This window comes from Psychroserpens sp. BH13MA-6 (assembly GCF_052983595.1).
Genome location: NZ_JBRJGE010000006.1, coordinates 110,117 through 124,877, shown reverse-complemented (window position 1 = coordinate 124,877; position 14,761 = coordinate 110,117). Strand labels below are relative to the sequence as shown.

The 14,761-nt window shown below is 35.9% G+C and carries 14 protein-coding genes; 1 reads left to right on the top strand and 13 read right to left on the bottom strand.

All coding sequences use genetic code 11. The annotated features are described in order from the left end of the window. Positions 1-9: 9 nt before the first annotated feature. Entirely contained in the window at positions 10-339 is a 330-nt protein-coding gene (locus tag ACU8DI_RS12745; RefSeq protein WP_447113167.1) for a helix-turn-helix domain-containing protein, read from the bottom strand. A gap of 186 nt (positions 340-525) precedes the next feature. On the opposite strand from ACU8DI_RS12745, the gene ACU8DI_RS12740 reads away from it, so the two are divergent. Then, positions 526-2,118, top strand: coding sequence for a hypothetical protein (locus ACU8DI_RS12740; RefSeq protein WP_447113166.1), 1,593 nt, complete (start codon positions 526-528; stop codon positions 2,116-2,118). 176 nt (positions 2,119-2,294) lie between these two features. On the opposite strand, the gene rpoN is transcribed toward ACU8DI_RS12740, so the two are convergent. The 12 genes from rpoN to ACU8DI_RS12680 form a co-directional block, all read right to left on the bottom strand. Further along, the gene (gene rpoN, locus ACU8DI_RS12735) at positions 2,295-3,755 is read right to left on the bottom strand and encodes an RNA polymerase factor sigma-54 (protein WP_447113165.1); all 1,461 of its coding nucleotides are present in this window, start codon (positions 3,753-3,755) and stop codon (positions 2,295-2,297) included. A 137-nt stretch (positions 3,756-3,892) separates the two neighbouring features. After that, on the bottom strand, positions 3,893-5,323 hold the full coding sequence (gene asnS, locus ACU8DI_RS12730) for an asparagine--tRNA ligase (RefSeq protein WP_447113164.1): 1,431 nt from the start codon (positions 5,321-5,323) through the stop codon (positions 3,893-3,895). Between the two features lie 33 nt (positions 5,324-5,356). Then, positions 5,357-7,762 carry an efflux RND transporter permease subunit gene (locus ACU8DI_RS12725; protein WP_447113163.1) on the bottom strand — a complete coding sequence of 802 codons (2,406 nt, stop codon included), beginning with the start codon at positions 7,760-7,762 and terminating at the stop codon, positions 5,357-5,359. Positions 7,763-7,832: 70 nt separating this feature from the next. Further along, entirely contained in the window at positions 7,833-9,065 is a 1,233-nt protein-coding gene (locus ACU8DI_RS12720; protein WP_447113162.1) for a hypothetical protein, read from the bottom strand. 111 nt (positions 9,066-9,176) lie between these two features. Next, entirely contained in the window at positions 9,177-9,734 is a 558-nt protein-coding gene (gene frr / locus ACU8DI_RS12715; protein WP_447113161.1) for a ribosome recycling factor, read from the bottom strand. Between the two features lie 49 nt (positions 9,735-9,783). Next, positions 9,784-10,491: a UMP kinase gene (gene pyrH / locus ACU8DI_RS12710; RefSeq protein ID WP_447113160.1), complete on the bottom strand. Its 708-nt coding sequence runs from the start codon at positions 10,489-10,491 to the stop codon at positions 9,784-9,786. A 119-nt stretch (positions 10,492-10,610) separates the two neighbouring features. Next, positions 10,611-11,576 carry a translation elongation factor Ts gene (tsf, locus tag ACU8DI_RS12705; protein ID WP_447113159.1) on the bottom strand — a complete coding sequence of 322 codons (966 nt, stop codon included), beginning with the start codon at positions 11,574-11,576 and terminating at the stop codon, positions 10,611-10,613. A gap of 95 nt (positions 11,577-11,671) precedes the next feature. Continuing rightward, the gene (gene rpsB / locus ACU8DI_RS12700; RefSeq protein ID WP_447113158.1) at positions 11,672-12,463 is read right to left on the bottom strand and encodes a 30S ribosomal protein S2; all 792 of its coding nucleotides are present in this window, start codon (positions 12,461-12,463) and stop codon (positions 11,672-11,674) included. 216 nt (positions 12,464-12,679) lie between these two features. Further along, a complete protein-coding gene (rpsI, locus tag ACU8DI_RS12695; RefSeq protein WP_447113157.1) occupies positions 12,680-13,066 on the bottom strand; it encodes a 30S ribosomal protein S9 in 387 nt (128 codons plus the stop codon). After that, positions 13,066-13,521, bottom strand: coding sequence for a 50S ribosomal protein L13 (gene rplM, locus ACU8DI_RS12690; RefSeq protein WP_447113156.1), 456 nt, complete (start codon positions 13,519-13,521; stop codon positions 13,066-13,068). Before rplM ends, rpsI begins: the two co-directional genes overlap by 1 nt. Positions 13,522-13,760: 239 nt before the next feature. Continuing rightward, positions 13,761-13,913, bottom strand: coding sequence for a hypothetical protein (locus tag ACU8DI_RS12685; protein ID WP_447113155.1), 153 nt, complete (start codon positions 13,911-13,913; stop codon positions 13,761-13,763). A 110-nt stretch (positions 13,914-14,023) separates the two neighbouring features. Next, positions 14,024-14,716, bottom strand: coding sequence for an FISUMP domain-containing protein (locus ACU8DI_RS12680; protein ID WP_447113154.1), 693 nt, complete (start codon positions 14,714-14,716; stop codon positions 14,024-14,026). Positions 14,717-14,761: the final 45 nt, after the last annotated feature.

Here is a 14,761-nt window from a genome sequence, read left to right as displayed (position 1 = left end):
GACACTGTGTTATTTTTTTAGTAGTTGCATTTTTAGAAATTGGATCATTTCATCTTTCTCCTTTAGCTGACTTTCATATTGTCGTTTTAATTCCAATAACATATGCTGACATGAAAAATCATTCTCTTTATCAACACTTCTAGAGGTTTCGCTGATAATAAACTCAGTAATTTCAACGTCCAAAACAAGGGCAATTTTATACAAACGCTCAAGGTGTACTTTGGATTTGTCATTTTCTAAATCAGAGTAGGCACTTTGAGAAATATTAAGTTGGTCTGCTAGAAACTCCTGAGAATAGCCCTTGAGTTCCCTTATTTTTTTGATTATGCTTCCTATCATAATACCCTTTAAAATTAATAAATATATCGACAAGACCTATAATTAATCTGTAAATCTAATAATACAAATATAGAAAATTTTCTATATTTGAATGAAAGTACTTTTTTGCCGGCTCTAAAAGAATCAAAGTAATCCATTGGATTAGATATTTGATTTACAATTAATTAACCATTTAAATAAGACATTATGAAACATTATTTACAAATGACAATACTATGCTTATTAGCATTAACAAGCTGCCAAAAAGACAACTTGTTTATTGATGAGACAGCCGTTTCAGAAAACGGGAAGTTCCAAATTTCTAGGGTTGAAACACTCGATTATTCGGCTATGACTAATGAACGAATCAAACAAAAAGTAGCGCAACTAAAAATTAAAAAGCGCTCAATGAATTCGCAAGGATTGACAAGGGAAAATTGGGACGAAATAGCGATTGATACATCTTCAGTCCAACTCACGATTACTGAAGATGGCTACGAGTCTTACACCTTCGATGTGTTAAATACGGAAGCTTCCAACTACATAGAAAACATTGTGATTTCTCATTATCCCAATGATAGTTTAAGTGTTGTATTGGCCACCTATTATTTAAATGCGTCACTTGGGGAATTAGGGTTATTTAATATTGAAGAAAGTATTACCCATTCAAAATTTACCTTACTCGATGATACTACCGAAATTATTGAGAGTCAAAATGATATGGAACGTGCAGACGATTGTATCGTTGTTGGTTATTGGGAGCAATTCCCAAAATGTGAAGGTGGCGAAGCTGGCTTGGGATCAGACATGTGTAATGATGAAAATGGTCAACCAATAATGATCTCCGTTTTCGTGGTCATTGCGGACTCTTGCGATTGGGATGATATGGGCTTTGATGGTAATCCCGTTAATGGTAGTGGCGCAAACAGTAATACCAATAATACGGAAGATGACGACACTGAAAATGGTGGAAGTGGCTCTGGTGGGCCTTCCGATACAGACGGGTATGATAACCCATTTAACTATGTTGTGACCGTGCCAAAAATTAATTTTGGAAAAGAACTCATCCATGCGCTGGATTTGGATAAGTATCAAGATGTCTTACTTATCAATTGGATCAATAGTAACTATCAATCCTTTGAAGGAAATCACAGTGCTATTATGGAAGCCTATGCTTATCTGGTAATTAATGAGTTTTCTTCGGAAGCGAAGAGCCTCATATTGGAGCTTCTCGAAATGATAATGAATAATACTGGACTCACATTTTCCAATGCTCTGAATTCATACTTATTAAATTCCTATGCGTCAATTTTACAAGATGGAGATACAATTGCTTACAATCCTAACGTTAATTCTTTAAACGCTTTTTCTTTTGATTCTCTAGAAGATTTTGTAAATTACACAGAAGATGTTGATTTTGAATTAAATACAGGGAATTCCATATTGTCTGGTGGTAGATATTCCACAAAATTTAAAGTCAATATTGAAGGAGGTATATCCTACATGAACATTAGTGTTAATCAGAAACTAAGAGATGATACCACTGGTCAAGCGTATGAAATTATAGAAGTGGTTTCAAGTCATTCGGGTTTTACTTTTGGACTCACTTGGGAGCAAACATCAACTTCAAATGATTATGTGGTTGTTGGAAATACAGCGATAATAAATTTAGAAGGGTTGATGCATTATAACCTGTTTTTTAATGGTATTGGTACAGTATATTCTGAATTTATACATTACGAACTTATAATTAATATAGAAACCGGTGAGGCAATATCCATCACCAAAATAGATAACTAAATGGAACCAAAAACACTAGAAACCACCGAGATATTTCCAACACTATGGTCAATCTTAAATGTCTTATTGTTATTAGCTTTTATCTACTTTATTGTAAGGTGGATTATGCGAAAAAATAAAGGATGATTGACTTTAATTCCAATCTAGAAGGTGAATGCGCCTTTTAGATTGGAATTTTATATTTTCTTACGCAATCGTGCCACAGGAATATCTAATTGTTCCCGGTATTTGGCAACTGTACGACGTGCTATAGGATAGCCTTTTTCTTTGAGAATATTAGCTAATTTTTCGTCTGTCAATGGCTTTTTCTTATTTTCCTCCTCAATAACCGTTTCTAAGATTTTCTTAATTTCTCTTGTAGAGACTTCCTCGCCCTGATCGTTGGTCATGGACTCACTAAAAAACTCCTTGATTAGTTTTGTTCCATAAGGCGTATCTACATATTTACTATTTGCTACGCGTGATACGGTGGATACATCCATATCAATTTCATCGGCAATATCTTTGAGAATCATAGGTTTTAACTTACGCTCATCACCAGTAAGGAAGTATTCTTTTTGATAATGCATAATAGAGCTCATGGTGACAAAAAGTGTCTGTTGCCTTTGTTTGATAGCCTCAATAAACCATTTGGCAGCATCTAGTTTCTGTTTGATGAACATGACCGCGTCCTTTTGGGACTTACTCTTATCCTTGGCAGCTTTATAACCTTTCATCATATCACTATATTCTCTTGAGACATGAAGTTCAGGGGCATTCCTACCGTTAAGCGTTAATTCTAATTCACCATCCACAATTTTTATCGCAAAATCAGGAACAACGTGTTCCACCATTTTATTATTTCCGGCGTAAGAACCACCTGGTTTTGGATTGAGACGTTCAATTTCCTCTATGGCATCTCGTAATTGTACTTCGGTGATATCAAATTTTTGAAGAAGTTTTTTATAATGCTTCTTGGTAAATTGATCAAAAGCCTTATCAATGATATTACATGCAAGCGCTACGTCAGGATGTTTTTCTTTACGATGTAATTGAATACTGAGACACTCTTGAAGGTTTCTTGCGCCCACTCCAGCAGGATCTAACTGATGGACGATTTGTAATACTTTTTCTATCGTATCTTCTGTAGTAAACACATTCTGTGTAAATGCCAAGTCATCCATGATATCACTTAAAGAACGTCGGATATAACCGCTTTCATCCACACTACCTACTAAAAACTCAGCAATTTCTCGTTCTTCATCAGAAAGTCTAAAGGTGTTTAGTTGATTTCTTAAATGTTGTGTAAAAGAGGTGCCAGCCGCATAAGGTACATTCTTCTCCTCGTCATCAGCACTGTAATTGTTCGCTTGCGTTCGGTATTCTGGGATTTCATCATCACTCAGATATTCATCAATGTTAATGTCTTCAGTATTGATTTCATCGTTATCATTGTAGTCATCCTCGGTATTGTCAAACTCATCAAATTTATCCTCTTCTTTAGTCTCTTTACCTGTATCCAATGCCGGATTTTCCTCGAGTTCTTGTTTTACCCGTTGCTCAAATGCTTGTGTAGGCAACTGTATCAATTTCATTAATTGAATTTGTTGCGGCGACAATTTTTGTGATAATTTAAATTGTAAATATTGTTTGAGCATATTCTAAATTTGGTGTAAAGTAAAGTTAAAAAAACTATTCATATATGCTGATAAAATCGCATCCTTTTAAGAATAAATTAAAAGACCCAATCGCATAAAATCGATTGGGTCTTTTGTAAATCTTTATAGAATTATAATTAAAATTCGGCATTTTGCGGTGTTCTTGGATAAGGAATGACATCTCTGATATTACTCATCCCAGTAGCGAACATCACAAGACGCTCAAATCCTAAGCCAAATCCTGAATGTACAGCCGTTCCATATTTTCGAAGATCTAAATACCACCATAATTCTTCTTCATCTATATCCAATTGCTTCATTTTTTCTCTTAAAACGTCTAATCGTTCTTCACGCTGAGAACCACCAACCATTTCTCCTATGCCTGGAAAGAGAATATCCATGGCACGAACGGTTTTTCCGTCTTCATTCAAACGCATATAAAACGCTTTGATATTTGCTGGATAGTCAAATAAAATAACCGGACATTTAAAGTGTTTTTCAACTAAGAAGCGTTCGTGTTCACTTTGTAGATCTGCACCCCATTCTTCAATGATGTAATTGAATTTCTTCTTTTTATTTGGTTTGCTATTTTTTAATATATCAATAGCTTCTGTATAACTAACTCGTTTAAAGTTATTGTCGACGACAAACTTGATTTTTTCAATCAAGCTCATATCAGAACGCTCTGCTTGTGGTTTCGTTTTCTCCTCGTCTAGTAAGCGTTTTTCTAAAAACTCAAGGTCTTCACGATTGTGTTCCAACACGTATCCTAAAACCGATTTCATGAAGTCTTCGGCCAAATCCATATTACCAGCTAAATCCATAAAAGCCACTTCTGGCTCAATCATCCAAAACTCTGCTAAATGCCGTGATGTATTCGAATTCTCTGCTCTAAAGGTTGGACCAAAGGTGTATACTTTCCCTAATGACATCGCATAGGTTTCAGCTTCTAGTTGTCCTGAAACCGTTAAATTGGTTTCCTTGCCAAAGAAATCTTCTTTGTAATTAACCTCTCCGTCGTCAGTGAGTGGTGGATTTTTAGCATCAAGTGCTGACACTCTAAACATTTCTCCAGCGCCTTCAGCATCACTACCTGTAATAATAGGTGTATGCATGTAATAGAAACCATGCTCATTAAAATATTTGTGAATCGCGAATGACAGGGAAGAGCGCAAACGCATAACAGCACTAAACGTGTTCGTTCTTGTACGCAGATGTGCATTTTCTCGCAAGAATTCAAAGGTGTGCTTTTTCGGTTGAATTGGGTAGTCTTCTGGATCCGAATCACCCAATATGTCTATGGATGTCACTTGTATTTCCACCTTTTGACCCTTGCCTTGGCTTTCCACCAATTCTCCTTTAATATGAACGGCAGCACCAGTTGTTATGCGTTTCAAAACAGAATCATCTGTGTTTTCAAAATCAACAACACATTGAATATTATTTATCGTTGAGCCATCATTTAGGGCAATAAATCGGTTCGCTCTAAAAGTTCTAACCCATCCTTTTATTTCAATGGGTTGGAAGCTAATATCCTGTGTTAATAATTGTGCAACTGTATAGCTCATTATGATGAAATTTTATGCAAATATAAATGTTTATTAAATGTTTTCGTCTTCTAGATCATCATCCTCTTCTGGGATAATATTAATAGAGGGTTTACGCATGACTTCCTTATTAGCGATACTGCGCTCTAAGGATAGCAACAAGGATGGTAATAAGAGTAAGTTAGACAACATGGCAAACAATAAGGTCGCTGAAACCAGAGCTCCTAGAGCCACTGTGCCACCAAAACTGGACGTTGTAAAGACTATAAAACCAAAGAATAAAACAATGGACGTATAGAACATACTCACACCAGTTTCTCGTAAAGCCGCATAAACCGATTTTCTTATTTTCCAATGATTGGCTTGTAATTCCTGTCGGTATTTCGCTAAAAAGTGAATGGTGTCATCCACAGAAATACCAAAAGCAATGCTAAACACCAATATTGTTGAAGGTTTTATAGGAACGCCTAAATATCCCATCAATCCAGCAGTAATGACTAAAGGAAGAAGATTAGGTATAAGGGATACCACAATCATTCTGAATGATCGAAACATGTACGCCATAAAGATCGAGATCAAAAGGATGGCTAATGACAATGAAATCGCTAAGTTTTTAACCAAATATTTTGTCCCTTTTTGAAACACTAAAGCTTTACCAGTCATCGTCACATTATAACGGTCTTCTGGTTGAAATACTTTATTGATTTTATTCTGTAAATCTTCTTCAATACGCTCCATTTTATCGGTGCCTATATCCTTCATAAAAGTGGTAATCCTTGCGTATTGACCCGTACTATCCACAAAATTCCTCAAGAGATCAACATCTGAAGATGAGTTTTTGGCGTAGGACAGAATAAAACTATTTTCTTGACTTGTCGGTAGTTGGTAATATTTCGGATTTCCATTGTAATAAGCTTGTTTACTATATTTTACAAGACTAACAACAGAAATAGGTCTAGATAATTCAGGCGTTTCATCAATAAGCTCTTCTATCTGTTCCATTTTTTTGAGCGTACTTAATTTCATCACGCCCTTTTTTCGTTTGGTATCAACCATAATTTCAAGAGGCATGATGCCATTGAATTCTTCTTCAAAAAACCGAATATCTTTGAAAAACGCTTTTTCTTTAGGCATATCTTCGATAAGACTTCCAGAGATTTTAATTTGATAGATGCCAATAATACTGGCTACTACGAGTACGAATGACGAAATATAGATCGCTATTTTTTGTTCTCGAACCATACGCTCAATCCAATCTACAAAACCACCAATCCAACGCTTATTAAGATGCTCCAAATGACGATCTTTGGGATAAGGTAAAAAGGTATATATGATAGGAATCACTAGAAGACATAAAATGAAGATGGCTAAAATGCTCAAGGAAGCGACGATACCAAATTCTTTCAATAGTTTACTCTCTGTAAGTATGAACGTCGCAAACCCTGAAGCCGTTGTTACATTAGTCATCAACGTCGCATTACCAATTTTGGTAATCACGCGTTGTAAAGACTTCACCTTATTCCCATGAAGCTTTACCTCATGCTGGTATTTGTTAATTAAAAAGATACAATTGGGTATTCCTATAACGATGATTAATGGCGGAATTAAGGCTGTAAGTACTGTGATTTCATAATTGAGCAGACCAAGAATACCAAAGGTCCACATAACGCCAACGCATACAACAATCAATGATATGATGGTGGCTCTGAAAGATCTAAAAAATAGGAAAAAGATCAACGAAGTTACCCCAAGTGCCAATCCGATGAATACTTGGATTTCATCTACAATATTCTGGGAATTCAATGTGCGTATGTAAGGCATGCCAGACACTCTAACATCCAAATTATTCGCAGTTTCAAAGGTTTTTATTTTGTCAGCTAGCTTCAGCATGATAAAATCCTTTCTAGCGGCTGTATTGACAATGTCTTTTTTAAGATAAATAGCAGTTCTTATGGTTCGCGTATCCTTGTTAAAAAGGAAATTATCATAAAATGGATATTTCTTAAAGAGCTCCTCTTGTAACGTATCTATTTGCGATAGGGAAGTGATGGAGTCCTTAATGAATGGCACCAAATCAAAACGTTCTTCATCAGTATTTTTTACCAATTTTTGAAGATCATTTATAGACACCACGGTTTCTACTTCATCATAGGCTTTAAAATCTTCGGAGAGTTGATTCCAAGCATTTAATTTTTCAACAGTAAAAAGTGTGGAATCTTTAACGCCAAGTACGATGAGATTACCTTCTTCACCAAATATCTCGAAAAACTCATTATACTTTATATTAACTTCATGATCATCAGGAAGTAAATTGGCTTCTGTGTAAGTGAAGCGCATGTACTTCCATTGGCTACTAAAGAATACAGTGGCAAGAATGATAGCAACCAGAATGCCAATTTTGTTCCGCAATATCAATCGCGCAACAACCTCCCAAAAATCCTTAGTAAATAATTTAAGCATCTGATTTGTAAAAGAAGCGCAAAGTTAGAAAAAACCTAGGGATAAGTCACACTTTTAACGAGATATTATACTACTCTAAATTGACATTAAATGTAAATTTTGCAGCTAAATTATCAGTAAATTCTGGTAAGTGATAAGCGCCATAGCGATAGGCAAAACTCAAACCGAAACCAAACAATAATTTATTGAGCTCAAAACCTGCTTCAGAGTAGCCTTTGGATAAGGTGCCAAATGAAATATTTTCATGGCGATCGATATGGTTCATATCACCGATAGCAAATCTAGAAATAAGGACTAATTGAGGCCTGTAACGTTCTGTAATTTTAAAGGGTTTTACGAAATGCTTTAATTGTAAAGTCGTGAATTGGTCTGAAAAAAACTCATTGAAATACATCGTTTCGAAACTGTTGATACCTGCTACAGAAAAACGCTGAAGGACTGTTTCTTTCGTAATATTGTTGGGATAAGCGTGATATAGATGTGTGAGTGGTGTGTCACCAATAGCAAATCCAGAAGTTAAAGTGGCTTCGGTAAAAACATCATCATTAAAAACAAATCGATGAATGGTTCTAAAATCTGTTTTAAAAAAACTAAAATCACCATTGAGGACGTTTCTGAAACTCTGAGTGAACTGTAAGGTGAATTTTGGAAAACCATTTTTCGTCTGTTCAAGTTCCCCTTCTTTAAGTTCGAATTCATTAAACGGACTCCATTGCAACGAAAATTTTGTCGTACTTATGTCAAAACTTCTGTAAGACATATCATCAATTCTGTAAGCGTAATTATAGGTTGGTGCTATTTTGCTTACGGCGAATTGAGTTTCAGATAGGAGATGATTTGAAAATTTGTGTTCAATAGAAATGTCCTTAGTAATATGTTTATGAAACAAGTCAATGTTCAATAATCTAGGTTCAAAAAAGGAAAAAAAGCGCTTGTCTGTTAAAAAGGTAGAGCTTCCCGTTTCTTGCAAATCATCGGTATAGGAAAGATTGATCCAAGTGTCTGAAGACGCACTCACTCTGAAGCCACCGCCTATTTTGTATTTAAAACGATGGTCCTTAAACCCATAAACAACATAACTGTTAATGCGGTATCGCTTTGAAAAGGCATCATTAGTAACGCCACCTAATCCGGTTCTAAAGCCTTCGTACTGATTAAATTTGACAAGATACCGTAAGTCAATATCTAAAAATTTCGTTGGAAAATAGCCATTACCCAGCTGTTTAAGATATTCAGATTTACCTATAGAATCATTTTCAACCGTCAAACTGTCTTGTTCAGTTTTCGGTGTTTGAGAAAACATAGCACAAGAAAACAGAGTAAGAAAGACTAGGCAAGTGAACTTGTGCATGTCGTGATTGCGTCAAATGGATTAATAAAAAAAAGCGACTTTAAGGTCGTCGCTTTTTGAGGTTTATACAGTCATGATTTCATTTTCTTTGACTTCATAAATGTCGTCAATTTTTTTAACGTACTTATCGGTCATTTGTTGTACGTCGATTTCAGCATTTTTTTGTAGGTCTTCTGAAACGTCCTCTAAATTCTTGATCTCATGGTTGGCATCTTTTCGGGCATTACGCACGCCAATTTTGGCATCTTCTGCTTCAGATTTAGCTTGTTTCGAAAGGTCTCGTCTACGTTCCTCAGTTAATGGTGGAACGTTGATAATAATGGTTTCGCCATTGTTCATAGGGTTAAAACCTAAATTCGCCACCATAATACCGCGTTCAATTTCTTGTAACATATTCTTTTCCCAAGGTTGTACGGTGATTGTACGACCGTCGGGTGTATTGACATTAGCTACTTGGTTTAAAGGTGTTTGAGTACCGTAATAATCAACCATGACACTACCTAACATGGCAGGACTTGCTTTTCCAGCTCTGATATTTACAAATTGTTTTTCAAGATGCTTAAGGGCAGCATCCATAGCTTCCTTTGTAGAGTCTAATATAAATTTTATGTCTTCGTTCATTGTTTTAAAACTTTAATTCGTAAAAAGCTTACCAAAAAATAAGCCAAAGTTATAAATTGACTTTAGTCCCGATATTTTCTCCTGATACGACTTTAAGAAGGTTTCCTTTTTTGTTCATATCGAAAACAATTATCGGAAGTTTGTTTTCTTGACTTAATGTAAATGCTGTGGTGTCCATAACCTTGAGTCCTTTTCTTAGGACATCATCAAACGTGATATGATCAAATTTTACAGCGTTTAAATCTTTTTCTGGGTCTGCTGTATATATGCCATCAACTCGCGTTCCTTTTAAAATCACATCCGCTTCAATTTCGATAGCCCTTAGGACTGCAGCAGAATCTGTCGTAAAATAAGGGTTTCCAGTACCACCTCCAAAAATAACGACACGACCTTTACTCAAATGACTCATGGCCTTACGTCTGATAAAAGGTTCAGCGACCTCATTAATCTTGATTGCCGTTTGTAATCGGGTTTTTACACCAGCATCTTCCAAGGCGTTTTGTAATGCCAAACCATTAATAACGGTTGCTAACATGCCCATATGATCACCTTGTACACGATCCATACCATTCATAGCTCCAGCGACACCTCTAAAAATGTTGCCACCTCCAATAACGATGGCTACTTCAACACCTAAATCAGTAATTTCTTTAATGTCTTTGGCATATTCTGAAAGGCGTTCAGGGTCAATTCCATATTGACGAGAACCCATCAGAGCTTCACCAGATAATTTCAGTAGGATTCTTTTGTACTTCATCAGTTCTTTTGAAAGTTTAGCAAATATAATGATTATTGTAATTTACAAAAGTAGAAATTGGATATAAAAAAACCTCTCAAAGTGATGAGAGGTTTTTTTGTAATGATTTCAATAGAGAATTACCCTACTGTCGCACGTTTAAATCCGGTCACTTCAACATCACCAAATGTTTTTACGTATTCTGCAACGGTTTTCTTCTCATCTTTGATAAATTTTTGATCCAATAAACATTGTTCTTGGTCTAAAGAGGTATTATCTGAAATGAAACGCTCCATTTTTCCAGGAAGAATTCTATCCCAAATTTGTTCAGGTTTTCCTTCTGCTTGTAATTCAGCTTTTGCATCAGCTTCCGCTTGAGCCAAAACCTCTGGCGTTAGTTGAGCCATTGAAATGTATTTAGGTACATTTTTCAATGTTTTACCTAAACGTGCCAATTCTTCATTGTCTTTTTCAATGACTGCAATTCTAGCTTCTGTTTCTGAAGCGATATATGCTGGATCAAAATCTTTATAAGATAGCGTAGTTGCTCCCATAGAAGCTACTTGCATCGCCAAGTCTTTTACCAAAGTCTCAGCATTGTCTACTTGAGCAGAAAGTCCAACTAAAGCAGCAATTTTATTGATGTGAACATATTGTCCAACGTAAGGTGCGTCTAATTTTTCAAAGGCAGTGATGTCTAGTTTTTCACCGATAACACCCGTTTGCTCTGTTAATTTTTCAGCAACGGTCATACCTCCAAAATCAGCCTCTAAAAATGCTTCTTTTGTATTACAATTTAAGGCAACTTCTGCCAATTCGTTAGCCAATGCAACGAAGTTTTCGTTTTTTCCAACGAAATCAGTTTCGCAACCTAAAACGATAGCAACACCAGATGTGTTATCATCATTTATTTTAGCAATTGCAGCACCTTCAGAAGAATCTCTGTCGGCTCTTTTTTCTGCAACTTTTTGACCTTTTTTTCGAAGCACTTCGATAGCTTTGTCGAAATCTCCTTCAGCTTCAACTAAAGCTTTCTTGCAGTCCATCATTCCTGCACCTGTGGCTTGTCTTAATTTATTTACTTCTGCGGCTGTTACTTTAACCATGATTTAAATATGTTTTAAAATTTAAAAAAGTCGTTTAATTTATATTTCGCGAAGAAAGCAATTAAACGACTCATCTATATTGTGTAAATGTTAATTTATTCTTCTTCGTTAGCGGCAACTTTTGCTGCTGCTTTTTCTTTTACTTCTTTTTTAGCTGCTGGAGATTTTGCGCTTTTTGCATCCTTATCAGCCTTGTCTGATTTTCTTTCTGCTAATCCATCAGCAACAGCAGATGTTACAACAGATAAGATTTTATCAATAGACTTTGAGGCATCATCATTCGCAGGAATTAAGTAATCAACTTCACGTGGATCAGAATTCGTATCTACCATTGCAAAGATTGGAATGTTTAATTTTTGTGCTTCTTTGATAGCGATGTGCTCTCGCTTGATATCAACAACGAATAAAGCGCCAGGTAAACGTGTCATATCTGAAATAGAACCTAAGTTCTTTTCTAATTTTGCTCTCTGACGATCTACTTGTAAACGTTCTTTCTTAGATAAAGAATTGAATGTTCCATCTTTCTTCATACGATCAATCATCGCCATTTTCTTAACGGCTTTTCTGATAGTTACGAAGTTAGTCAACATGCCACCAGGCCATCTTTCTGTGATGTAAGGCATGTTTACAGCACCTGCTTTTTCAGCAACAATATCTTTTGCTTGTTTCTTGGTAGCTACAAATAAAATTTTCTTTCCAGAGGCTGCAATCTTGTGAAGTGCATCTCCAGTTTCTTGAATTTTTGCTGCTGTTTTGTAAAGGTTGATAATATGGATACCGTTACGTTCCATATAAATGTAAGGAGCCATGTTTGGATCCCATTTTCTAGTCAAGTGACCAAAGTGTACACCTGCTTCAAGTAAGTCTTTTACTTCTACTTTTTCCATTTTGTAATAGTTTACGTTCTGTTGAATTAGCAATGATTAAGTGGTTGCTTTCGCTCGCCTTAACCATTTAGATGCTAAACTAAATCCTGATACGAAGGTATCATGGACAACAATAACTGGTTTTTAATTTGCTGAAATATCAGCGATTTTGATGTTAAAAATTGAATGGGATTCAGGATTCTTAAATAGAGATCCTGAATCACCTTCAGAATAATCTTAACGTTTAGAGAACTGGAATTTCTTACGCGCTTTCTTCTGTCCGAATTTTTTACGCTCAACCATTCTTGGGTCTCTTGTTAATAATCCTTCTGGCTTTAATATTAATCTGTTTTCTGCATCAAGCTCGCACATTGCACGAGATAATGCTAAACGGATCGCTTCGGCTTGGCCTGTAATGCCTCCACCAAAAACGTTTACTGTAATATCAAAGTTGCCATCATTGTTAGTCATGGCTAAAGGTTGGTTTACTTTGTACTGCAATGTTGCAGTAGGAAAATAAACCGCCATGTCTTTTTTGTTCACCGTGATGTTACCTTTTCCTTCGGCAACGTACACACGAGCAACAGCCGTCTTTCTACGGCCGATTTTGTGAATTACTTCCATTAATTGAATTCGTTTAAGTTAATTGCTTTAGGTTTTTGAGCCTCATGTTTGTGCTCAGAACCTGCAACAACGGTTAGATTACGGAATAAATCGGCACCTAATTTGTTTTTAGGTAACATTCCTTTAACTGATTTTTCTACGATTCTTGCTGGATTTTTTCCAAACAATTCATTCGCAGATAAACTTCTTTGACCACCTGGATAACCTGTGTGACGAATGTACGTTTTGTCATTCCACTTGTTTCCTGATAAGTTGATTTTTTCTGCATTGATAACAATAACGTTATCTCCACAGTCAACATGTGGTGTGAAGTTAGGTTTGTGTTTACCTCTTAAAAGTATTGCTACTTTAGAAGCTAAACGACCTAGCGTTTGATTTTCAGCATCAACCAAAACCCACTCCTTATTAACGGTAGCTTTGTTTGCTGAAATCGTTTTGTAGCTTAATGTGTCCACACTTATTGATTTTGTTATTAAACATTCCTCTCTCAAAAAGAGTTTGCAAATTTACGATTATATATTTGATTACCAAATCCTAAATGGGCAATATTTAAGCATCTATTGAAAAAAATGGTTTTTTTACTGAAGAGATTCCTCAAATTCAATATTTGACGTCCGTATTGAAGCTAATCATAAGCTTCTTGCAATAAGAAAAGTCAGTATTGCTACGTATTTAGCTGGAACAAATTTGATTTTTAAGATTGAAGTCGTTTCGGCGCTTTATTTTGAGCTTTTTGTTTGGCAATAGCATAAACTAATACAGCCATTTCTAAACCAAGTATGGCAAGTTTGGCTTTCTTACTTTTTGTTAATGCACTTGTAATTCCTAAAACTTTGGTCGCAATCATGATATGATGGTTTAAAATGAGACCGAAATTTAAGTATCATGAAACGATTGTTTTAGCTGAAACACATAAAAAAGTGTTTCGTTTCAATATGAAGCCTAAACTACAAGTAGTTAATCAAGGACACATCGACAAGGAAGCCCGTCTTTTTTCAAGGCTGTACCAGTGTCTGTGTTAGATTCACTAGTCACTTTTAACCATAGCGCTCTTTCTGGATCATTCGTGTCTTCTGAGGCGGTAAAGAACCATACATTCTCACCTAATCCTAAGAAACCACCAAAATAGTCTCTGTTTCCTGAAGGTAATACCGATAAACCACTGCTATTTGTAGCATTGTCTGGGGAGTTATTCCAACCCATAGTCGTTTTCATTTTTTCGCCTGCAATGGCAGAGCCACCTAATGAACTTACTAATTGATTGTATTCTCCAGCGGTTGGTACATGCCAGCCCTCTGGACATAAGTTACCATTTTCAATGGCATACCAGTTGTAAAGTTTGCCATGTAGTTGTCCTGTTACTACATCATTATCGTAATAAGCCCAAGCACCCGTTTCTAGTTGGGTCCAGTCTGTTTGATCCGTGACATTAGGTATAGCAGTGCCATCATTATAACTTGCCGTATTGAGATTTTGTTGAATCCAACAATCACTTCCAATAGCAACGGTTGTGTACACATGACCATCCACATCTGTTATGGTGTCACCACAGGCCCAACCGGATGAGGTATTATCATCATCGCCATTACAAGACACAAGGCATACTGATAGGGTCGCAAAAAGACTTAAAAATAGGGAATTGAATTTCATGTTGAGCAGATTAAGTATTAGAGTTTTTATTATCTAGTTAGTTCA